General features: G+C 64.5%; 19 protein-coding genes and 1 pseudogene. 8 read left to right on the top strand and 12 right to left on the bottom strand.

Annotation, left to right across the window (positions count from 1 at the left end; all coding sequences use genetic code 11):
* Window positions 1-268: ATP-binding cassette domain-containing protein (locus ACKODO_RS04965; RefSeq protein WP_408982345.1), on the bottom strand; the 268-nt coding region annotated here is incomplete at its 3' end.
* Window positions 268-1,296 carry an ABC transporter substrate-binding protein gene (locus ACKODO_RS04960; RefSeq protein WP_408982344.1) on the bottom strand — a complete coding sequence of 343 codons (1,029 nt, stop codon included), beginning with the start codon at window positions 1,294-1,296 and terminating at the stop codon, window positions 268-270. The genes ACKODO_RS04960 and ACKODO_RS04965, both read right to left, overlap by 1 nt.
* 278 nt (window positions 1,297-1,574) lie before the next feature.
* On the opposite strand from ACKODO_RS04960, the gene ACKODO_RS04955 reads away from it, so the two are divergent.
* The 3 genes from ACKODO_RS04955 to ACKODO_RS04945 are packed head-to-tail and all read left to right on the top strand — an operon-like array spanning window position 1,575 to window position 4,337.
* Window positions 1,575-2,963, top strand: a complete 1,389-nt coding sequence (locus tag ACKODO_RS04955; protein ID WP_408982343.1) for an FAD-binding oxidoreductase — start codon at window positions 1,575-1,577, stop codon at window positions 2,961-2,963.
* Window positions 2,960-3,547, top strand: a complete 588-nt coding sequence (locus ACKODO_RS04950) for an NAD(P)H-dependent oxidoreductase (protein WP_408982342.1) — start codon at window positions 2,960-2,962, stop codon at window positions 3,545-3,547. The genes ACKODO_RS04955 and ACKODO_RS04950 overlap by 4 nt, the downstream gene beginning before the upstream one ends.
* Window position 3,548: 1 nt before the next feature.
* Complete coding sequence (locus ACKODO_RS04945) at window positions 3,549-4,337, top strand: creatininase family protein (RefSeq protein ID WP_408982341.1); 789 nt, start codon at window positions 3,549-3,551, stop codon at window positions 4,335-4,337.
* A 38-nt stretch (window positions 4,338-4,375) separates the two neighbouring features.
* On the opposite strand, the gene ACKODO_RS04940 is transcribed toward ACKODO_RS04945, so the two are convergent.
* From ACKODO_RS04940 to ACKODO_RS04930, 3 genes are all read right to left on the bottom strand, one after another.
* Window positions 4,376-4,963, bottom strand: a complete 588-nt coding sequence (locus ACKODO_RS04940; protein ID WP_408982340.1) for an NAD(P)H-dependent oxidoreductase — start codon at window positions 4,961-4,963, stop codon at window positions 4,376-4,378.
* Between the two features lie 109 nt (window positions 4,964-5,072).
* A complete protein-coding gene (locus tag ACKODO_RS04935) occupies window positions 5,073-6,479 on the bottom strand; it encodes an FAD-binding oxidoreductase (RefSeq protein WP_408982339.1) in 1,407 nt (468 codons plus the stop codon).
* Between the two features lie 9 nt (window positions 6,480-6,488).
* Window positions 6,489-7,817, bottom strand: a complete 1,329-nt coding sequence (locus tag ACKODO_RS04930) for a cytosine deaminase (protein ID WP_408982338.1) — start codon at window positions 7,815-7,817, stop codon at window positions 6,489-6,491.
* A gap of 234 nt (window positions 7,818-8,051) precedes the next feature.
* Here ACKODO_RS04930 and ACKODO_RS04925 point away from each other — a divergent pair, with 234 nt between their 5' ends.
* From ACKODO_RS04925 to ACKODO_RS04915, 3 genes are read left to right on the top strand one after another with little or no spacing between them, the layout of a single operon-like run.
* Window positions 8,052-8,447, top strand: a complete 396-nt coding sequence (locus tag ACKODO_RS04925) for a RidA family protein (RefSeq protein ID WP_408982337.1) — start codon at window positions 8,052-8,054, stop codon at window positions 8,445-8,447.
* 2 nt (window positions 8,448-8,449) lie between these two features.
* Window positions 8,450-9,781 (top strand): 30S ribosomal protein S12 methylthiotransferase RimO, encoded by a 1,332-nt coding sequence (rimO, locus tag ACKODO_RS04920; RefSeq protein WP_408982336.1) that lies wholly within the window; start codon window positions 8,450-8,452, stop codon window positions 9,779-9,781.
* On the top strand, window positions 9,778-10,680 hold the full coding sequence (locus tag ACKODO_RS04915; RefSeq protein WP_408982335.1) for a DMT family transporter: 903 nt from the start codon (window positions 9,778-9,780) through the stop codon (window positions 10,678-10,680). Before rimO ends, ACKODO_RS04915 begins: the two co-directional genes overlap by 4 nt.
* Window position 10,681: 1 nt before the next feature.
* Here the strand turns inward: ACKODO_RS04915 and ACKODO_RS04910 are convergent, their stop codons facing one another.
* The 6 genes from ACKODO_RS04910 to ACKODO_RS04885 form a co-directional block, all read right to left on the bottom strand.
* Window positions 10,682-11,623: a PepSY domain-containing protein gene (locus ACKODO_RS04910; RefSeq protein ID WP_408982334.1), complete on the bottom strand. Its 942-nt coding sequence runs from the start codon at window positions 11,621-11,623 to the stop codon at window positions 10,682-10,684.
* A 156-nt stretch (window positions 11,624-11,779) separates the two neighbouring features.
* Window positions 11,780-12,856, bottom strand: a complete 1,077-nt coding sequence (locus ACKODO_RS04905) for a BMP family ABC transporter substrate-binding protein (protein ID WP_408982333.1) — start codon at window positions 12,854-12,856, stop codon at window positions 11,780-11,782.
* A 23-nt stretch (window positions 12,857-12,879) separates the two neighbouring features.
* A complete protein-coding gene (locus ACKODO_RS04900; RefSeq protein ID WP_408982332.1) occupies window positions 12,880-13,797 on the bottom strand; it encodes an ABC transporter permease in 918 nt (305 codons plus the stop codon).
* A gap of 3 nt (window positions 13,798-13,800) precedes the next feature.
* On the bottom strand, window positions 13,801-14,862 hold the full coding sequence (locus tag ACKODO_RS04895; RefSeq protein WP_408982331.1) for an ABC transporter permease: 1,062 nt from the start codon (window positions 14,860-14,862) through the stop codon (window positions 13,801-13,803).
* Window positions 14,859-16,382: an ABC transporter ATP-binding protein gene (locus ACKODO_RS04890; protein WP_408982330.1), complete on the bottom strand. Its 1,524-nt coding sequence runs from the start codon at window positions 16,380-16,382 to the stop codon at window positions 14,859-14,861. The genes ACKODO_RS04895 and ACKODO_RS04890 overlap by 4 nt, the downstream gene beginning before the upstream one ends.
* 13 nt (window positions 16,383-16,395) lie before the next feature.
* On the bottom strand, window positions 16,396-17,370 hold the full coding sequence (locus tag ACKODO_RS04885) for a quinone oxidoreductase family protein (protein WP_408982329.1): 975 nt from the start codon (window positions 17,368-17,370) through the stop codon (window positions 16,396-16,398).
* Window positions 17,371-17,509: 139 nt separating this feature from the next.
* On the opposite strand from ACKODO_RS04885, the pseudogene ACKODO_RS04880 reads away from it, so the two are divergent.
* Both ACKODO_RS04880 and ACKODO_RS04875 read left to right on the top strand, forming a co-directional pair.
* Window positions 17,510-19,168, top strand: a pseudogene (locus tag ACKODO_RS04880) (SulP family inorganic anion transporter).
* A 39-nt stretch (window positions 19,169-19,207) separates the two neighbouring features.
* Window positions 19,208-20,422, top strand: a complete 1,215-nt coding sequence (locus ACKODO_RS04875) for an FAD-dependent monooxygenase (RefSeq protein ID WP_408982328.1) — start codon at window positions 19,208-19,210, stop codon at window positions 20,420-20,422.
* A 3-nt stretch (window positions 20,423-20,425) separates the two neighbouring features.
* Here ACKODO_RS04875 and ACKODO_RS04870 read toward each other — a convergent pair whose 3' ends face one another.
* Complete coding sequence (locus ACKODO_RS04870; RefSeq protein ID WP_408982327.1) at window positions 20,426-21,379, bottom strand: AEC family transporter; 954 nt, start codon at window positions 21,377-21,379, stop codon at window positions 20,426-20,428.
* Between the last annotated feature and the right edge of the window lie 217 nt (window positions 21,380-21,596).

Raw genomic sequence — 21,596 nt, 5'->3', positions numbered from 1 at the left:
TTCCATAGGCATCCGCGCTGTCCGCCCCCGGCCAGTCGATCGTGCCGGCGGAGGGTTGCGACAGATCGGAGATCAGCCGCAGCAGGGTCGATTTCCCGCAGCCCGAGGGGCCGAGCAGGCTCACGAATTCACTCGCATGGAGGTCGAGATCCACGTCCCGCAAGGCGAGGGTGCCGTTCGAGAATTTCTTCGAGAGGCCGCGGACCGAGACGAGCGGCTTTCTTGCCGCCCGCCCCGTATCCACGCCCGTGCCCTGGGCCAAAGCCATCAGACGCCGACGCCCTTGTTGATGAAGGAAAGATCATAGGCCTTCCTGACGTCGATATTCGCGGGGAAGACGCCTGCGGCATGCATGTCCTTGTAGAACGAGGCCCAGCGCTCGTCGGTCATCGCGCCGACGCCGAGCTTCAGCGCGTCGCCGGACATCACAATGCCCTTCTCATTCATCACCTTGATCGCATAGGCGATCTTCTCGTCGGTCATGTCGGGGTTGTCGCGCTTGATGAGCGTGTTGGCGGCGGCGTTCTCGGGGCCGTTCTTCATGTAGGCGGCCCAGCCCTCGAGCGAGGCGGTCACGAAGCGCTGCACGAGGTCCTTCTTCTCGTCCACCATCTTCCGGGAGATGTTGATCGTGGTGTTGTAGTTGGCGAAGCCCGCATCGGCGATCAGATGCACCAGCGGATCGACTCCGCCTTCCTTCTGGATCGCGAAGGGCTCGGAAGAGAGGAAGCCCTGCTGGCAGATGTTCTTGTCGGCCAGGAACGGAGCCATGTTGAAGGTGTAGGGGCGGATCTGCTCGTCGGTGTAGCCGAACTTCGCTTTGAGGAATGGCCAGTAGGAGGTGCGGCCCGCGCCGCCCACGAGGATCGGTTTGTCCTTCAGCTGCTCGAAACTGTCATTGCCCACGCCGCGATGGCAGATGATGACCTGCGGGTCCTTCTGGAAGATCGAGGCGATGCAGAGGAACGGCAGTTTCTCCTCGACATAGCGGATGGCCTCGAAGGAATTGGACATGATCATGTCCACGCGGCCACCGAGCAGCAGCTGCGAGGGGTTCTGCTGCGGGCCGCCCATGCGGATATCCGCGTCGATGCCATATTTTTTGTAGATGCCGTTGGCGACCGCGTAATAGAAGCCGCCATGCTCGGCCTGCGCGCGCCAGTTGGTCTGATAGCTGACCTTGTCAAGGCTCTGGGCGTTCACGCGGCTGCCCGTCATGGGCACGAGAACGGAAGCGGCCGAGCCGCCCAGCAGGCCAAGCGCGGCACGACGGTTCAGGCGATATTTCATCATCATGGGTCCGGTCTCCGTTAGGGCTTCTGGTTCGCCGTCTTCCCCCGATATCGGGCGCTGGTCAAACGCTGCAATGCCCGTGCCGCACAAAGTGCGGCGCGGTGATGGGTGCCTCCTGCCCAGGGCGCAAGCAGGATGGCGCGGGATTGGACAGACTGCAATTGGCGAATGCGGATTTCAGGGGATGAGCCTGCATAAAGGCACTGGCCGGCGGCACCAGGCTTGCTATCCTGTCACGACAGTAGAAGCCGGCTTCCCGGTTCCATGGAAAGCGTCGTCCGATGAATGTTCCTGCGCGAAAAGTCTCCGCCGAGAATCCCGCCCTGCCCGCAGCCATCGGGGCGATCCTGGCCGAAATCGGCGATGTGCCGGTGGTGACGGAAGACAAGGTGGTGCGGAAGAAAAGCCGCGATTTCTTCTGGTATTCGCCGATTCTCAACGAGGAACTCGCGCAAAAAAGCGCGGATATCTTTGTTTCTCCGCGCAACGAGGCCGATCTCGTCACGCTGGTGCGGGCCTGCGTCAGGCATCGCGTGCCGATCACCCCGCGCGGCGGCGCCACCGGCAATTACGGGCAGGCCGTGCCGATGGAGCGCGGCGTGCTGCTCGACATGACGAATTTCGCCTCGATCGAATGGGTGAAGCCGGGCCGCGTGCGCTGCGGCGCGGGCCTGCTCATGGGCAAGCTCGATCAGGAATTGAAGCCATCCGGGCAGGAAATCCGCCTCCACCCCTCCACAAAGCGCACGGCGACCATCGGCGGCTTCGTCGCCGGCGGATCGGGCGGCGTGGGTTCCGTCACCTATGGCGGGCTGCGGGAGCCCGGCAACATCCTCGCCGCGCGGATCGTGACCGTGGAGGATGAACCCCGCATCATCGAACTTCGGGGCGATGCCGCCCAGAAGATCAACCGCGCCTACGGCACGACGGGCATCATCACCGCGCTCGAAATGCCGCTCGCGCCGGCCTGGCCCTGGTATGATGTGATCGTCACCTTCGATGATTTCGCGAAGCTGCTGGATGCCGGGTTCGCCGCCGCGAAGGCTGATGGCGTGGTCAAGAAGCTGATGAGCGGCATCGCCTGGCCCCTGCCCGATTATTTCGGCCAGCTCAAGCCCTGTTGCCCCGAGGGCAAGCACATCCTCGCCTGCATGATCGCCGAGGCCTCGCTCGAAAGCTTCCGCGACATCGTCGAGCCGCTGGGCGGCATGATCACGCTGGAAACGCCGACGCGCGAGGAAGCTGGCTCGGTTCCGCTCTACGAATACACCTGGAACCACACGACGCTGCAGATGCTGAAGGCGGATCGCTCGGTCACCTATCTCCAGTGCCTCTATCCGCATGATCGCGTGCGCGAATCGATCCTCGAGACGGCCGCGATGTTCCCGGAAGAACTCATCCCGCATTGCGAGTTCATCCGCTTTGGCGGCAACCTCTCGGCGAGTGCCCTGCCCGTCATCCGCTACACCACGAAGGAGCGGCTCTACGACATCATCAACGCGCATGAGGCCCATGGCGTGATGATCGCCAACCCGCATGTGATTTCGTTGGAGGATGGCTCGCGCCACAAGCGCGTGGATGCCGATCAGGCCGGGTTCAAGGCCGAGATCGACCCCTATGGTCTTCTGAACCCTGGCAAGATGAAGAGCTACGTGCCTGTGAAAGCATGAGAATTCTCTATCTCTATTGCCATCCGCTGGAAGAGAGCTTCCATGCGGCGATCCGCGATGCGGGTATCGCCGCCTTGTGCGCGAACGGCCATGAGGTCGATCTCTGCGACCTCTATGCCGAAGGCTTCCAGCCCGTCCTCACGGCCGAGATGCGCCGGGATTACCATGACCTCTCGCTCAACCGGAAAGGGATCGAGGGCTATATTGATCGGCTCTATCACGCCGAGGCGCTGGTGGTGCAGTTCCCGACCTGGTGCTTCGGCTTCCCGGCGATGCTCAAGGGGTTCTTCGATCGCATCTTCGGTCCGGGCATCACCTTCGATCTGTCTGTTCCCGGCAAGCCGCGCCCCATGCTCCAGCATATCCGGCATGTCGTGGGCATCTCGACCTATGGCCGTGACCGCCTGCGCGCCTTCCTGGTCGGCAACCCGCCCCGCAAGATGATCACGCGCTATCTGCGCTGGTTCGTGGCGCCGGGCGCGCGCATCCGCTATTGCGCGCTCTACCACATGAATGTCGCGACGGAGGCGCAACGAAAGGCGTTTCTCGCGCGAGTCACGACCGAGCTCTCTTCGCTGAGGTAACATGCGCAAACTTCACTGGTTCGACCTGACATCGCGGGATTTCCAGATGCTTGACCCGGAAAAGACGGTGGTCGTTCTCCCCATTGCCGCGACCGAGCAGCACGGGCCGCATCTCTCGGTGGGCACGGATTCGATCATCGCGCAGGGCATGTGCGACACCGTGATGAAGAAGCTGCCGGCGCATCTCGATGTGCTCTTCCTGCCGGTGCAGAATGTGGGGAAATCGAACGAGCACCTGCGTGATCCCGGCACGGTGACGCTTACCGCGCACACCCTCATTTCCGCCTGGACGGAGATCGGCGAGAGCATCGCGCGCGCCGGCTTGCGCAAGCTCGTCATCGTCAATTCGCATGGCGGGACTGTCGAGGTGCAGGGCATCGTCGCGCGGGAATTGCGCGTGCGTTGCCAGATGCTTGTGGCGCAGACCGCGTGGCGGCGGCTCGGCGTGCCGGCCGGCCTGTTCTCGGAGATCGAGAACAATTACGGCATCCATGGCGGCGATTTTGAAACAAGCGTGATGCTGCATTTCGCCCCGAACCGCGTGGACATGTCGAAAGCGGTCGATTTCGTGCCGAATTCGATTTCGTATGCGCAGGAATACAAGCAGCTGCGCGTCACCGGCTTCACCTCCATGGCCTGGATTGCGGAGGATAATCATCCTGAGGGCGTCGCGGGCGAAGCTCATCTCGCCACCGCCGAGAAAGGCCGGCAGGCCGTCGAATTCCAGACCGATCGTTTCATCGAGTTGCTGGACGACGTGGCGAAGTTTCCGCTGAGCCGGTTGGCCTGACACGAGGTCCTGGCCGGGCTTGGTCCGGCCGTGACGCGTCACAGTTTGCCCAAGACCTCCCGCACCCGCTCCAGATGGCGTTTGCGCGCCTCCTTGCCCACCACATCGATGCGGTGGAGCGCGAGCCAGAGCGTCCTGCAGCGCGGCGCACAGAGCGCGCGGATGCCCGTGAGCAGGATGCGCCTACCGGGCATGCCCATGATCCACCACCACCATTTTGGCGAACCGAGCGAGGTTAGCACGCCAAGGAAGCGGATATTCGTCATCAGCCCGCGAATGGGCTGGTTGCCCTCGGGCATCGTGAAGGTCTCGTGCGGGATCAGCACGCGCTCGAGCCAGCCCTTGAGCATGGCGGGCTGCGCATACCACCAGGTCGGGTAGACGAAGAGCAGCCCGTCGGCCGCCTTCACGCGATCAAGATGGCTCGCGACAGGCACGCGGTTCTCGCCGCGTGTGTGATAACCGCTGCGCTCCTCGCGGCTCATCACGGGGTCGAAGCCCTCGGCGTAAAGGTCGATGATATCAACCTCATGGCCGTTGCGTTGCAGCGTTTCCACCGCCGCGGCCTTCACGGCGGCGGTGAAGCTCTCGGGGTTCGGGTGGCAATAGACGAGAAGGATCTTCATGCGAAGGCCCCGGCCGCCACGTCATGGCCGGACTTGTTCCGGCCATCCACATCTTGGGAGAAGTCGTGCATGCCCGGGCCAAGCCCGGGCATGACGGAGACGCAATAACTCACCCGCCCAAACCCTTGAACAGGAAGGTTTTCCCGCTTCTGAAATCGTAGTTCGGGTCCTCCCAGGCGATCATCTTGCCGGGGTTCAGCAACCCTTGAGGGTCCGCCTCGCGCTTGAAGGCGAGCTGGATCTCGTCGGTCTGCTTCATTCCGCCCTCCTCCAGCGTGTAACGATGCGGGTTGAAGATCGGTGCGCCCATCTCCTCATGGATGCGCATGATCTCCTCCAGCCGCTCCTCGCTGGTGAACTTCACCAGCGGCAGGCCGAAGCAGGTGACCTTGCCGTCGAATTTCACGAATTCTAGGTGGCAGGCGACTTCCTCGCCGAAATGCGCGTGGATCTTCTCCACCAGTTCCACCTGATTGGGGAAGGGATAGAGCACCTGAAGATAGGTGATGCTCGGATCAACGCGCAAGGCACGCAAGGTCGTGTGGTTCCAGGCGAGTTCGAAGGCCGGCGGCAGGCCCTTCTTCTCGTCGTCGGAAAGCGTATCGGAGCGCATCAGCAGCTCCGCGCCCTTCCAGCGCCTGGCGAAAGCGAGCAGCGGGAGAAGCGCGAAATCGGCGACCATCAGCACCACTGCATGCTTGTCGCGCGGCAGAAACTTGCGATGCCGGAGGAAGTAATCATGCGGCGCCGGGGCCGCGATCACCGCGAGTTCCTTCAGCAGGAGGCCATCCTGCTCGCCGAGGCTGTTCGAGAATTCGGTCGCCTGCCGCAGGTCATCGAAGCCGAAGATCACATCGACCCAGGGGTAAGCCGGCGCCAGCGGCACCTCGCATTCCACGATGATGCCGTTGGTGCCATAGGCGTGGCTCACCTTGTGGAGGTCGTCGCCGGTGAGTTCGAGCACGCGCGGGCTCGCCTCCATCGTCACGACCTTCAGGCGGATGATGTTGCCGTAATCGCGCAAGCCGCCCCAGCGGATGGAACCGACGCCCCCCGAACCACCGGCGATGAAGCCGCCGAGCGTCGCCGTGTGGTAGGTCGAAGGCGAGAGGCGCAATTCCTGCCCGCTTTTTTCCCGCGTCTCGTGGTCGATCTCCGCGAGGATGGCGCCGGGTTCGGTGACAACCCGGCCATTGCCGATGGATTTCACCGCGTTCATCGCGGAGAGATCGAGCAGCACGCCGCCCGAAAGCGGCATGGCCTGCCCGTAATTCCCTGTGCCCGTGCCGCGCGGCGTGACCGGGATTCCGAGGGAATGACAGGTCGCCAGAACATGGATCAGCTCGTCCAGATTCTTCGGCATGACCATGATATCCGCGATGACCTGGTCCAGCTGGCGCTTGAGGGCCGGCGAATACCAGTAGAAATCGCGGCTTTTCTGCTTGAGGATCGCGGGGTTGTCGTCGGTCCTGATGGCGCCGAGACGGGATTTCAGCGTGGCGATATCGTAGCGCATCAGGGTTCCTCAGGCAGAAAGACGGTCAAGTTCAGCATAATCCGGCAGGCTTGTCTTGCTCGCCTGGCCGCCGATCCACACAAGACGATCGGTCTGCGGTCGGCAGAGCCATTCATTGAGCGTGCGGGCCGAAAACAGGATGAAATCTGCAGGCAATCCGGGTGCCAGCCGCCCCGCATCGGCGAGACCCATCTGCGCAGCGGGCCGAATGGTGAGGCTCTCGAGCCACGGCCTGGAATCATGGTCGAAATGCAGGATGCGTGTCGCCTCGCGGAACACCTCGACCCCGTCGAGATCACCGTAGGCATAGAACGGATCGCGCGTGTTGTCCGAAGCCACCATGGTGGAAACGCCCGCAACATCAAGCTCATGCAAGGGCGCGACCCCGCGCCAGCGTGGCGTGCGGCCGGAAATCCGGTCCTGCAGATACATGTTGCACATCGGCAGCGAGACGACCGCGATCTTCGCCGCCGCGAGCTTGCTCGTCACGCGGGCGCGGTCCGCGTCCTCCATCAGCGCAAGCGAGCAGCAATGCCCGGCGAGCACGCGACCGCGATAGTTCTTGCGCAGGACGGCATCCGCGATCTTCTCAAGGCTTCGCGCATCCGGCGACGCGCTCTCATCCACGTGGAAATCGAGTTCGAGGCCATTGGCTTCGGCCGCATCGATGAATTCATCGAGCGCCTTGTCCACCTCGTCGGTGAGCGGATCACCACGATACGTCACGGCGCCAAGTATGCCGCCATGCTTCGTGACATTCTTGAGAATGTTGCGGAAATCCGCCGGATCTTCCCATACGGCCGAGAGTGGAAACAGCGCCGAGGCCTGCAACTCAATCCGTCCCTTCCATTCCTCGCGCATCTCGGAAAAAACCGGCCAGGAGATGTCCGATTGCTTGCCGAGGCTATCGAGATGCGTCCGGATGGCGCCCGTGCCATGGTGGAAGGCGCAACGCAGGGCGAAATCCATCCTTGCGCGCACATCCTCGGCCTGCCAGTTCTTCTCGCGATCCGCCGCGACGGTCGTCAGCGCACCGAAGAAGGTGCCATCGGGGTTCGCGGCACGCGCATGGATATGCCCCTTGTCGAGATGCGTATGCACGTCGACGAAGCGCGGCAGCACGATTTTCCCGCCGCAATCCACGCTCTCGCCCTCCCCGACATCCGCGACGGGCTCCCCAACGATGCGTGCGATTTTTCCATCCGCGATCAGCATGGCGGCTCGGATGAAGGCATCGCCGGTGAAATGCGCGGGGAAGCCCTCGCCCTCAACGAGAGCGAGGGGCAGGCTCACTTGTCGCAACCAGAAGCGGGAGTTTTGGGGAAGAGTGACAGGCACGGATCAGGGCTCCTGGAGGGATGATGCGAAAGAGGATGCAGGCACCTAGCAAGCGCGATTCCAAAACGCTCGCAAGCGCGCTAGATAGGGCAGGTTTCTCGCCCGTCATGGCCGGACTTGTTCCGGCCATCCTCCTCCTGAAACAAAAGGGATGCCGTGGATGCCCGGGCCAGGGCCCCCGACTTCCGGCAGGCTACCTGGAGTTTCCCGCCGAGCACGACGTTGAGGACAACCATGCCCCACCAGAAACTGAACCCCGCGACCATCCGCGCCCCGCTTGCCGCCTATAGCCACGGCATCGCCGTGCCGCCGGGCGCGCGGCTGGTCTTTGCCTCGGGACAGCTCGGCATCGGGCCGGATGACGTGATCCCCGAGGATGTGGAAGCGCAGGCCGTGCTCTGCTTCGAGAACATCAGGGCCATCCTCGCCGAAGCCGGCATGACCCTGCAGGATGTGGTGCGATTCAATGCCTTCGTGACCGATCGCGCCTATTTTCCGGTTTATGGCCGGGTGCGAAGCCGCTATGTGAACGGCGACGCCTTCGCCTCGACCCTCGTGATCGTCTCGGGTTTCACGCGGCCGGAATTCAAGGTCGAGGTTGAGGTCACCGCCGCCCGCCTTCCGGATTGAGAATGTCAGCTGCTCCGAAAATCTCTTTCGTTTCCCTGGGTTGTCCGAAGGCGCTTGTCGATAGCGAGCGCATCATCACGCGGCTGCGCGCCGAGGGCTACGCGCTCACGAAAACCCATGCCGGGGCTGATCTCGTCATCGTCAACACCTGCGGCTTCCTCGACAGCGCGAAAGCGGAATCGCTTGATGTCATTGGCAAGGGCCTCGCAGAAAACGGCAAGGTGATCGTGACGGGCTGCATGGGCGCCGAGCCCGAGCAGATCCGCGAGGCCTATCCTTCCGTCGCGGCCATCACCGGCCCTCAGGCCTATGAGAGCGTGCTCGCGGCCGTGCACGAGGTGGTGCCGCCCGCGCATGACCCGTTCCTCGATCTCGTTCCGGAACAAGGGGTTAAGCTCACGCCGCGCCACTACGCGTATCTGAAGATTTCGGAAGGCTGCAACAACCGCTGCACCTTCTGCATCATTCCCAGGCTCCGGGGGGATCTCGTCTCGCGCCCCCTCGCCGAGGTGATGCGCGAGGCGGAAAAGCTGGTGCGCGCCGGCGTGAAGGAAATCCTCGTCATCTCTCAGGATACATCGGCCTATGGCGTGGATTTGAAATACGCGCCAAGCCTGTGGAATGAAAGGGAATATCGCACGAAGTTCCTCGATCTCGCGGCTGCCCTCTCCACGCTCGGAATCTGGGTTCGCTTACATTATGTCTACCCCTATCCGCACGTGGATGAGGTGATCCCGCTGATGGCGGAGGCGCATGAAAGCGGCGGGCGCATCCTCCCCTATCTCGATATCCCGTTCCAGCACGCTTCCCCCAACGTCCTGAAGGCCATGCGCCGGCCCGCGCATCAGGAAAAGACACTCCAGCGCATCGGAAAATGGCGGGAGATCTGCCCGGATCTCGCGATCCGCTCGACCTTCATCGTCGGCTTCCCCGGCGAGACGGAGGAGGATTTCCAGGAGCTTCTCGGCTTCCTCACCGAGGCGAAGCTCGAGCGCGTCGGCGCGTTCAAATACGAGCCCGTGCGGGGTGCCACGGCGAATGATCTCGGGCTGGAATCCATCCCCCCCGAGGTTCAGCAGAGCCGCTATGATCGCTTCATGCGCCATCAGCAGCCGATTTCCTCGAAGCTGTTGCAGCGTCGTGTCGGCAAGCGCATCCGCGTGATCATCGACGAGCCCGGCCCGACCGTGAGCAAGGGCCGCTCGGAATGGGACGCGCCGGAGATCGACGGCGCGGTCTACGTCGCCTCGAAGCGCCCCCTGCGCGCGGGCGATATCGTTTCGGTGAAGATCGAGCGCGCGGATGCCTATGACCTCCACGGGATCGGCGTGTGAGCGACCGTCCGCCGCTTTCGACGGCGCAGGCCCTGGGGCTGATGCTGCTCGCGGCCTTTCTCTGGGGATTGAGTTTCCCGACCATCAAGGCGATGGCAGGCGCGTTCCCCCCGATCACGCTCGCGGCCCTGCGCGGTGCGGTGAGCGCGCTGACGCTGCTGGTGTGGTTTTCGCTGATGCGGCAAGACCTGCTGCCGCGCTCGAAGCGCGAGGCTTTCGACTGGCTGATCCTTGGCGCGCTCAATGGCTGGATCGCGAACCTGCTCGTGGCCTATGCGATGCAGAGCCTGCCCGCCGGCAAGGCCGCGATGATCCAGGCTTGCGGACCGCTGATCACGGCCTTGATCGCGAGCCAGCTCTTCGCGGATGAGCGGATCAGCCCGCGCCGCCTTTTCGGCATTCTCGTGGGCCTCGGCGGCGTGGCCTTGCTGATTGGTCCGCGTCTCTTCGGCGAGGCCGCGACCCCCCTGGCGGCCGCCGCGATGGTCGGCGTGGCCGTCAGCTATGCTTTGGGAAACATTTATGTTCGTTTGTTGCCTGTGGCCGAGCCGAAGCGCCTCGCCCTCGGCCAGCAAGTGATGTCAGGCATCTTCGCTTCCAGCCTGGCAATGGCGATTCCCGGTCCTTCGAGCCTCTCTGCGCTGCCGCAGCAGGTCCATCTCGTGCTGGTGATGGGCGTCATCTCCACCGCCGCCCCCATCGTGCTCTACATGATCGCGATCCGCGCGCTGGGACCCACGCTCGCCTCGATGACCGGCTATTTCGTGCCGGCCTGGGCGGTGATCCTCTCCGCGCTTCTGCTCGGAGAGGCCATCGCGCCGCGCGAGGCGATTGCCGGGCTGATCATCCTCGCGGGCGTCTATCTGGTCACGGCGACGCGCAAAGCCGGCAACGCCTGAATCACGCCGCCGGCGCGGGCACCACGGGCGGGCGCGCGCGGTTGCGCTTGCGGAACGTGCGGCGCAGCCAGAGCGTCAGACCCGTGCCCGTCAGGATCATCATGCCGATGGATGTCAGAAGCACCATCAGGCCCGACCACGCACCCGCGAAATTCCCCTCATGCAGCGCGCGCGGCCAGTTCGAGGAGGCAGGAATCACGCCACGGATCGAGACTTGATAGACCTGGAACACCCCGCCCTCATTGACGCGCGCGAGCATCCGCCCGCCGCGATTCCTGAGCCAGATCAGGCCGGAAAGGTCGGTCTTCTCACCCAGAATCTGCACGGCCTGCTTGATCGGCGGGAGTGCCGCGCGATCCTGCGGCCGGGGCGTCGCGAAGGTCATGCCAAAGGCGATCGCGAGGCCCGTCAGCGGCGAGAGGATCACGAGGGGCAATCCGAACCACGCCACCGCCTGATGCCAGCCGGAGACCGAGTTCCGCAATCGCGGCCAGCCCATGAGAACACCGAGCGCGATCAGCACAAGCATCGCGAAGGTCGAGGCGATCACCACCCATTCCTGATCGAGGATGAAATGTTCGTGCAATCCGCGCGAGGTGCTGAAAACATCGGAAAGCAGGGTGCGGCCGCTATCATCGACCACCTGGCCGGTGGAAATCGCCAGATCAAGGCTGCCGCCCGGCCCCACGCCCTGCAGCGTGAGTCGATCCTCATAGGCCCGCACGGTGATGGCGCGGACCTTCCCCTCCTTGTCGTGCTCCTCGAGCAGGGAGATCAGCCGCGAGGCCGGCAGGCTCCCCGCTTTGGTGCCGAGATCCTGCACGATCGGTTCAACGGAGAGGATCAGCCCGGTGATGATCACCCATGCGAGCGGAAGGGCGAAGACCAGCGTGGTCCAGCGATGCAGGCGCAGCAGCAGCGGCTTCCATGACAAGAGTGACATGCATTCCCCCGGGAAGGATCGACTTCGCGGCAGAGGTGCGCCGGAGACCACGAAGGGTCAAATGACAAATCGGCAATGTGGCAAGAGGTTTGCGATAGAACAAAAAGGGCCGGCGAACTGCCCCGCCGGCCCGAATTCATGCCCAAAGGAGAGCGCCTATTTGGGAATTGTGCCTTCGATGCCCTGCACGTAGAAATTCATGCCGAAAACCTGCTCGTTCGAGAGCCGGTCGCCGCCCTTGCATTCCACGATCTTGCCGTCCTGCGCCATGACCGGGCACATGAAGGGATCGACCTTGCCGGCGATGATCGCGGCTTCGGTTTCCTCCGCGAGTTTCTTCACGTCCGGCGGCATGTTCACATAGGGCCCCATCTTCACCTTGCCCTTGGCGAGGCCGTCGAACACATCCTGGCTCTGCCACTTGCCTTCCAGCATCGCGCGGGTGCGCTCGACATAATAGGGCGCCCAATCGTCGATGATCGAGGTGAGGATGTGGTTCGGCGCGAACTTGGTCATGTCCGAGGCCTGGCCGAAAGCAAAGATATTCCGCTGCGCCGCCTGCTGCAGCGGCGCCGGGCTGTCCGTGTGCTGGGTGATCACATCCGCGCCCTGGTCGATCAGGGTCTTGGCGGCGTCACCCTCCTTCGGCGGGTTGAACCAGTCATAGGCCCAGGCGATCTTGATCTTGACGTTCGGGTTCACCGATTTCGCACCGAGATAGAAGGCGTTGATGCCTGCAATCACCTCCGGGATCGGGAAGGCGCCGACATAGCCGATGGTGTTGGTCTTGGTCATCTTTCCGGCAATCCTGCCGATGATGTAGCGCCCCTCGTGGAACTTCGCGGAATAGGTCGCGACATTCTTGTCGCGCTTGAAGCCTGTGGCATGCTCGAACATCACGTTCGGATATTTCCGCGCAACGCGGAGTGTTGGCTCCATGAAGCCGAAGGAAGTCGTGAAGATCAGCCGGTGCCCGGTGCGGGCGAGCTGCTCGATGGCGCGATCGCTGTCGGCTTCCGGCACGCTCTCCACGAAGGTGGTTTCCACCCGCCCCGGGAAGGCCGCCTCGATGGCCTTGCGGCCCTGATCATGCTGGTAGCTCCAGCCGAAATCGCCCACCGGCCCCACATAGATGAAGCCGATCTTCAGCTTCTCCTGCGCGCTGGCGCCGCCGATCATGGCAAGCCCGAGGCCCATCGCAAGGGCGATGCGGCGTATTGTGGTGTTGAACATCTGTCGTCTCTCCCCGATTGAAACTACCGCTCCGGGACAAAGGGTTGCCCGAGCGATCCCGCCGCGCCCGACCCGCGCCGCCCGGAGACGGCGAGAACCAGCAGGGCCAGAATGGTCATGATGTAGGGTAGCGCCGAAAGAAGCTGCGAGGGAAGCCCGATCGCGCCAGCCTGGGCGTGCAATTGTGCCACAGTCAGCCCACCGAAGAGGTAGGCGCCCAGCACCAGCCGCCAGACATGCCCGGCGGCGAAAACCACCAGCGCCAGCGCGATCCAGCCGCGCCCGGCCGTCATGCCCGGCGACCAGAAGCGCGTGTAGATCAATGAGAGATAGGCACCCGCGAGCCCGGCCATCAGACCGCCAAACAGCACGGCGTAGAGCCGGATGCGGCGCACCGGCACGCCCAGGGCATGGGCCGAGGCATGGTTCTCCCCCACCGCGCGCAACAGCAGGCCGGCCCGCGTGCGGTTCAGCACGAAGGCCACCGCCGCAATGAGCACCAGCGAGAGGAAGAAGACCGGATCGGCCCTGAAGATGGCCGGCCCGATGATCGGGATCTGCGACAGGCCCGGCAGCGCCAGCGGAGCGATCGGCGGTCGCGGCTGGCCGACAAAGGGCGCGCCGATCAGCCCCGCAAGGCCCAGGCCCAGAATGGTCAGGGCAAGCCCGGTCGCAACCTGGTTCGTGGCAAGTCCGATCGCGAGGATCGCGAAGACAAGCGCCAGCAACATTCCCGCCAATGCGCCGGCGAGAAGCCCGAACGCGCCCGAATCCGTGAGCACGGCCGCCGCGAAGCCGCAAGCCGCGCCGACGATCATCATGCCCTCGACGCCAAGGTTCAGAACACCCGCGCGCTCCACGACATGCTCGCCGAGAGCAGCGATCAGCAGGGGCGTGGCCGCAACCGTGATCGACGCAAGAACCAGCGGCAGCATCTCCATGGCTCAGTCCCTCCGGATCACAAGGCGATAGCGGTTCAGGGCCTCGCCCGCGAGCACGCACATCAGCAGCAGGCCCATGAAGAAGCGCGTAAGATCGAAGGGCAGCTTCATCACGACCTGCGCGCTCTCCGCGCCAATCAGCAGCACGGCGATCACCACGGCCGAGAGCGCGGCTCCGATCGGCGAAAGCCGGCCCAGAAACGCAACGATGATCGCCGTGAAGCCGAGGCCCAGCCCGAAGCCGGGGCGCAGCTGGCCCACCTGCCCCGCCGCCTCGATCACGCCCGCAAGGCCCGCAAGCGCACCGGAAATCGCGAAGACCAGGAACGTGATCCGCTTCTCCGAAAACCCCGCGAAATTCGCAGCCCTCGGGGCTTCACCCAACGCATTGATCGCGAAACCGAAAAGGGTGCGGCGGAAAACAAGGGTCGCAAGAACAATCGCCAGAACGGCGATCAGCGCCCCGGCATGAAGCCTCCCGCCCTCGAAAAACGGAGAGAGCAAGGCGCTCTCCGAGAAGCTCGGGGTCTGGGGGAAGTTGAAGCCCTTGGGGTCTCGCCACGGCCCGCGCACGAGATAGTCCAGCAGCAATTCCGCGACATAGACCAGCATCAGCGAGGTGAGGATTTCCGAAATCCCGTAGCGCACGCGCAACCAGGCGGGGATGGCCGCATAGGCGAGCCCGCCCCCCATGCCCGCCAGCAGCATCAGCGGCAGGATGTGGAAGCCGGATTGCCCGAGGAACAGCAGGGCCACGCCCCCGCCGCAGATCGCGCCCACGAGCATCTGCCCCTCGGCACCGATGTTCCAGCGATTGGCGCGAAAGCAGAAGACCAGCCCGATGGCGATGAGGCTGAGCGGCGTCGCCTTGAGCAGCACCTCCTGCAAGGCCCAGGGGTCGGTCAGCGGATCCCGCAGATAGACCTTGAAGGCCACGACCGGCGATTTGCCGAGCAGGGCCACGATCAGCCCGCCTGTGGCAAGCGCGACGGCCAGTGCCGCGATCGGCGTCAGCCAGTTGCGGAGCCGGCCCACCTCCCCGCGGGATTCAAGCGCGATCCTCATGCGGAAGCGCCCGAAGGTGCCGGATCGCGCCCGGTCATCATCAGGCCGATGGCCGTGCGGGACGTGTCGGCCGGCCTGATCGCGGGCGAAATCCGTCCGCGCCTCATCACGGCGATCCGGTCGGCCAGTTCGAAGGCTTCATCGAGATCCTGCGTGATCACCAGAACCGCGACGCCCTTCTCGGCGAGGTCGAGCAGGGTCTGCCGGATCATGGCCGCGGCCTTGGCATCGACCCCCCAACTCGGCTGGTCGATGACGATCAGCTTCGGTTTGCGCAGGATTTCGCGCCCCACAATGTATTTCTGAAGGTTGCCGCCCGACAACCGGCGCGCCTCGGGATCTTCCTTCGGCACGCGCACATCGAAGTCGCGGATCACCTGCCGCGACACGCGCAACAGCCGCTCCGGATGCAGGAATGTGCCGCCGAGATCCTCCGTCGCGTGCCAGGAGAGCACGATATTCTCCGAGAGGGTGGCGTTGGGCAATGTCCCCTGCCCCAGGCGCGCCTCCGGCACGAAGGCAGCGCCGGCCTTGCGGCGCGCGTTGATGTCCCGGCGGGTCACATCCTCGCCAGCGATGCGGATCGTGCCGGCGGTCACCCGGCCTTCCTCGCCGGAGAGCGCGGCATAAAGTTCGCTCTGCCCGTTGCCGGCCACGCCGGCGATGCACAGGACCTCGCCGGCCCGCACCTCCAGCGAGATATTCTCGAGCGGCACACCATGCACGCCTTCCGGCTGCAGGGTGAGGTCCTCGAGGGTGAGCATCGCCGCGCTCTCGCCCCGGCCATGGCGGTGAACCAGCCCGGCCACGCTCTCTCCCACCATCATTTCGGCAAGCACGGCCGCCGAGACATCGCGCGGATTGGCGGAGGCGACGCGCCGGCCACCCCGCAGGATGGTGGCCGCACCGCAAAGGGCGCGCACCTCGTCGAGCTTGTGCGAAATGAAGAGCACGCCCGCACCACCCGCCGCGAGACGACGCAGCGTTTCGAAAAGTCCTTCCGTCTCCTGGGGGGTCAGCACGGAGGTCGGCTCGTCGAGGATGATGATCGAAGGATCCTGCATCAGCACCCGCATGATCTCGATGCGCTGCCGCTCGCCGGCCGAGAGCGTGTGCACCGGCCGGTCGAGGTCGATCTCCAGGCCATAGCGCCGCGCCTTCTGTTTCACCTCGGCGGCAAGAATGTCATTGGCCACCTGCCCGCCGAGGGGAATGGCGATGTTCTCGAGCGCGGTGAAATCCTCGAACAGCGAAAAATGCTGGAAGACCATGCCGATGCCCTCGGCCCGCGCGGCTTGCGGCGAGGCGAGCTGGACCGGCCGCCCGCTGAGCCGGATTTCCCCGGCATCCGGCGCAAGCAACCCGTAGAGGATCTTCATCAGCGTGGATTTTCCAGCACCGTTCTCGCCCAGCAGGGCATGAATCTCGCCGGGGAACACCGTGAGGTCGATGGAATCATTCGCGACCAGCGCGCCAAAACGCTTGGTGATGCCCGACAATTCGATGAGCGGCTGGTGCAAGGCGAAGCCGATCCTACGGAACGAGAATGGTCGAGCCGGTGGTCTGGCGACCCTCTAGCGCGCGATGCGCCTCTGCGGCATCCGCGAGCTTGAACACCCTCGGCGGCGCGATGGTGATCGTGCCCTTGGCAATCGCGCCCAGCAGCCGTTTCGCCATCTTGTGGTAGTTCGCGGGTTCGGCAATATGGGTCATCAGCGTCGGCCGCGTGACATAGAGCGAGCCCTTCGCCGCGAGGATGCCGAGATTGACGCCATCCACCGGCCCGGAGGCATTGCCGAAGCTCACGAGCGTGCCGAACGGCTTCAGGCTGTCGAGCGAGCCGGCGAAGGTGGCTTTACCGACGCCGTCATAGACGACATCACATTTCGCACCCCTGGTGATCTCGCTGACGCGCCTGGCGAAATCCTCCTTCGAGTAATCGATCACGTGGTGGCATCCCGCCTTCTTCGCAAGCTTCGCCTTTTCCGGCGAGCCCACCGTGCCGATCACGGTCGCTCCCAGCGCCTTCGCCCACTGGCACAGGATGAGGCCGGTGCCGCCTGCCGCTGCGTGGATGAGCACGACATGGCCCGGTTTCACCTTGAAGGTGCGAAACAGCAGATATTCGGCCGTCAGGCCCTTCAGCACCACCGAGGCGCCGATCTCGAAGGAGACCTGCTTAGGTAATTTTACGAGAGCCTGCGCCTTGATGTTGCGCTTTTCGGCATAGCCCCCGAGGCCTGCGGTGTAAGCCACGCGGTCACCCGCTTTCAGGCCCGTCACGCCCGCGCCCAGCGCGGTAACGATGCCCGCGCCCTCATTGCCCGGAACGAAAGGCATGCTCGGCGCGGCATAGAGGCCGGTGCGGAAATAGGTGTCGATGAAGTTGAGGCCGATCGCCTTCTGCTCGATCTGCACCTCGCCGTCACCGGGCGCCGCCAGCGGCCGATCGACCAGCTTCAGCACCTCAGGCCCGCCGTGACGCTCGACCTCGATCACACGCACCATCGTCCTTCTCCGAACTTCGCTGGGTTTCACCGGATCAATCTACGACTTTCGTCGCAGGCGCTGCCGGCTTTGCTTGGCAAGGCCCGCGCTGATCCCGCAACGTGAAGCTCCGATTCCAATTTGGCAAGGCCTTCCAGAGGTGACCCTTTCGGCCGATGCGCCCTTTGCTCCGAAACTTCTCTCCGTGTGGAGGGAGGGCTACGGCCAGCGCGAATTCCGCAAGGATGCGATCGCGGGGCTGACGGTCGCGATCGTGGCGCTGCCGCTTTCCATGGCGATTGCGATTGCCTCGGGCGCCACGCCCGAGAAGGGGCTTTACACCGCGATCATCGGCGGCTTCCTGATCTCGGCCTTCGGGGGCTCCCGATTCCAGATCGGCGGGCCGGCGGGCGCCTTCATCGTGCTCGTCGCGGCGATCATCGAGCGGCACGGCTATGACGGACTGCTGCTCGCGACCATGATGGCCGGCGTGATGATGATGGCGCTTGGCGCCTTCAGGCTCGGCACGCTGATCAAGTTCATCCCCCAGCCGGTGACGATTGGCTTCACGGCGGGCATCGCGGTGATCATCTTCGCGAGCCAGATCAAGGATTTGCTGGGTCTTTCTCTCAGCGCAAGGGAGCCCGGCGCGCTTCTGCCGAAGCTGCAGGCGCTGCTTGGCGCCGTCTCCACCATCAACCCCGCTGCTTTCGGGATTGCATTGGGCACGATGGCGGTGATCTCGCTCGTCAAGCGCCATCGTCCGCATTGGCCGGTGCTGCTGATCGCGGTGACGCTGGCGAGCATGGCGGCCTGGCTGTTCGCGCTGCCGGTCGAAACGATCGGCTCGCGGTTTGGCGGGGTGCCTTCCTCCCTGCCCGCGCCTTCGCTGCCGGCCCTTGATCTCGCGCGGCTCGGCGCCCTGCTGCCGGATGCGCTGGCGATCGCGCTGCTTGGCTCGATTGAATCGCTGCTCTCGGCCGTGGTGGCCGACAGCATGACCGGCCGACGGCATCGTTCGAACACCGAACTCGTGGCGCAGGGCATGGCGAATATCGGCGCGGCCCTGTTCGGCGGCATCACCGCGACGGGCACCATCGCCCGCACCGCCACGAATGTCCGGGCGGGCGCGCATGGCCCGGTCTCGGGCATGCTGCACGCGGTCTATCTCCTCGGCTTCATGCTGCTGCTGGCGCCCCTCATGGCGAAAATCCCGCTGGCGGCGCTTGCGGGGCTTCTCGCCATCGTGGCCTAGAACATGGCGGAAAAGCACGTGATCCTGAGCCTGCTGCGCGGCCATGGCGCGGATGCCGCGGTCATGCTCGCGACCTTTCTCATCACGATCTTCCGCGACCTCACCGAGGGCATTCTCGTGGGCGTGGTTCTGGGCGCCATCCTGTTTTCCGTTCGCATGGCGCGGCTGGTGGAAGTGACATCCGGCTCCTCCTTCGAGGATGACGCCGCCGAGGCGCCGGTCACCGAGCCGGGTGATGATCGCATCGTGAGCTACCGCATCGCCGGGCCGCTCTTTTTCGGCTCCACCCCGCGCTTCGGGGACGTGATGAACCGGATCGGCATCCGCCCGCGGGTCTATATGCTCGATCTCGCGGCCGTTCCGCTGGTCGACGCGAGCGGCGCGGAGGCCATCGGCGCTTTCGCCCGGCAGGCGAAGGGGCAACAGGCGAGCGTGATCGTTTTCGGGGCGCGCCCGGATATCGCGGATGCCCTGCGGCACGACGAGCAGGGCGGCGCGCTGCTCGCCTTCGCGCCGAACCAGAGCGAGGCGCGGGCTGCGGCACGACGCCTCCTCGAGGCGTGAACCCTTGCCGCTTGCCCGAGCTTGCGCCAGATCAGAGCCATGTCACGTTCAATCAAGCAGAAGCCGGCCATGAACAAGACCATCGATGTCCTCGTGGCCGGTGGCGGGGCCGCGGGTCTCGCGACCGGTCTCGCCCTGGCGCAGGCCGGCCTCACGGTCACCATCGCGGGCGTGCCCGAAACGATCCGCGACGATGCCCGTTCGGCCGCGCTCTTCGCTTCGAGCTTCACGTTTCTCGACAGGATCGGTGCGGGGGATCGCCTGCGCGCGAAGGGCTGGCCGCTCCGCGCCATCCGCATCGTGGACGTGACAGGCGCGCTGGTGCGCTCGCCCACGACCACCTTCAAGGCCATCGAGATCGGCGAGCCCGCCTTCGGCTGGAACATCGCCAATGCGGAAATCCTCGCCGAGTTGATCGCCATGGCGAAGGAGACGCTAGGCATCGTGCTGCTGCCAGGTTTGGTGACCACGCATCGCATGGGTGGCGGCAGCGTCACGGCCGTGCTTTCCGATGGCGCGGAGATCACCTCCCGATTGCTGATCGGCGCGGACGGCCAGAAATCCTCGGTGCGGCAGGTCGCGGGCATCAAGGCGCGCATCAAGCCCTACCGCCAGGTGGCGATCACGGCCCGGGCGACCCATGCGCGCGACCATGACGACATTTCCACCGAATTCCACACCCGACAGGGGCCGCTCACCTTTGTGCCCTCGGGCGAGAGGCGTTCGGCCATCGTCTGGCTCATGCGCCCGGAAGAGGCCGATCGTCGCCTCGCCTTGCCCCTCGCGGAATTCACCCGCGAGATGGAGCGGATGAGCGGGCATTTCCTGGGGCCGCTCACGCTCGAAGGCCCGCAGGGCCGCGTGCCCATGCAGAAGCTCGTGGCGGAACACCTCGTAGCCGCGCGTGTCGCCTTGGTGGGCGAAGCCGCGCATGCCTTCCCGCCCATCGGCGCGCAGGGGCTCAACCTCGGCTTCCGCGATTGCGATGCCCTCGCGAAGCGCGTGAGCGAGGCTTTTCGCGCTGGCCGGGATATCGGCTCGGAAGAGGTGCTCGCGGCCTATGCGCGGGACCGGAAGGTGGATGTGGAAGCGCGTTCCGCGGGCGTGGATATCCTCAACACCGCGATCATCGGGAACCTTCTGCCGCTTGATCTCGCGCGCGCGGCGGGGTTGGGCCTGTTCAACGCCGTGCCGCCGCTCCGGCGTCTTGCCATGCGGCTTGGCGGCGGCATGCCGGTGTTCGGAGCGAAGTAAACGCTACCAGACCGGCAACTTGTTCTCGGCGATCAGCCAGAGCAGCCCCGTCACCGTGCCGATGGAAGCAAGCGTGCCCACGAGCACGCCGGATGACGCCTTGTCCACCCAGACATTGTATTGACGGGCCATCACGAACACGTTGAGCGCGGGTGGCAGCGCGGACATCAGCGTCGCCGTGAGGATCCACACCCGCTCGAAGCCGCCGAGCAGGCTGAGCATCGCGAAAACGAGAATGGGGTGGAAGATCAGCTTCACGAAGAGATGCAGGGGCATCTCGAAGGGCACTTTCGTCAGCGGTCGCAAGGCCACCGTCACGCCCAGAGCGAAGAGCGCCACGGGTGCTGCCGCGTTCTTCAGAAGCGTGAGGATGGTGTCGATCGCCGCCGGCGGCGACCACTGGAGATAGGAGGCCAGCACCCCCGCCGCCGAGGCCACGTTGAACGGATGCGTCACGATGCGGATGACCACGAGCTTCGCAGTGGCGAAGAACCTCATCTTTTCGTTGCCGCCCAGCGCCATCAGGAACGGCAGCAGCGTGAAGAGCAGCACCGAATCGAACACGAAGATCAGCACGGTCGGCACGGCCGATTGCGGGCCCAGGGCCGCCAGCGTGAGGCCCGGGCCCATGTATCCCACATTCGAATAGGCTCCGAGATTGCCCTGGATGGTCGCCTCCCGCACATTTCCTTTCGAGGCGAGGATGCCGATGCCGAAGGAGATGACGAAGGCGATGTAGGTGCATAATGTGGTGGCGAGAATGAAGCGCCAGTTCCCGAACTGCTCGAACGGCGTCACGCTCATCAGCTTGAAGAACAGTGCCGGCAACGCGATATAGACGATGAAGAAATTCATCCATCGCATGCCCTCTTCCGGAACCTTCGCGATCTTGCCCGAAAAGAACCCGAGCAGGATGAGGCCGAAAAACGGGAAGGCGAGCGAGACAACAGGGCTCATCGAAAGCGCGGGGGCTGCGATCTGGTTAAGGCAAGAACGGGGTGGCGATCGCATCTTGACGGATGCGGCTTCGCCTTGAAAGAGAGAGGCCGGATTATCACCTTCGTCGCTGGGCCGGAAGCCCCGTGAGATCCCGAAGATCCGCCATGATCGTCACGCTGCCGCCATCGCCGACGATGCGCAGCAGCTTGCGGGCGGTTTCGCTGCCTTTCGTGTA

Origin of the sequence: Rhabdaerophilum sp., from assembly GCF_046092605.1 — a bacterium.
Classification (GTDB): Bacteria; Pseudomonadota; Alphaproteobacteria; order Rhizobiales; family Beijerinckiaceae; genus Rhabdaerophilum.
This window is presented reverse-complemented; position numbering and strand designations above follow the sequence as displayed.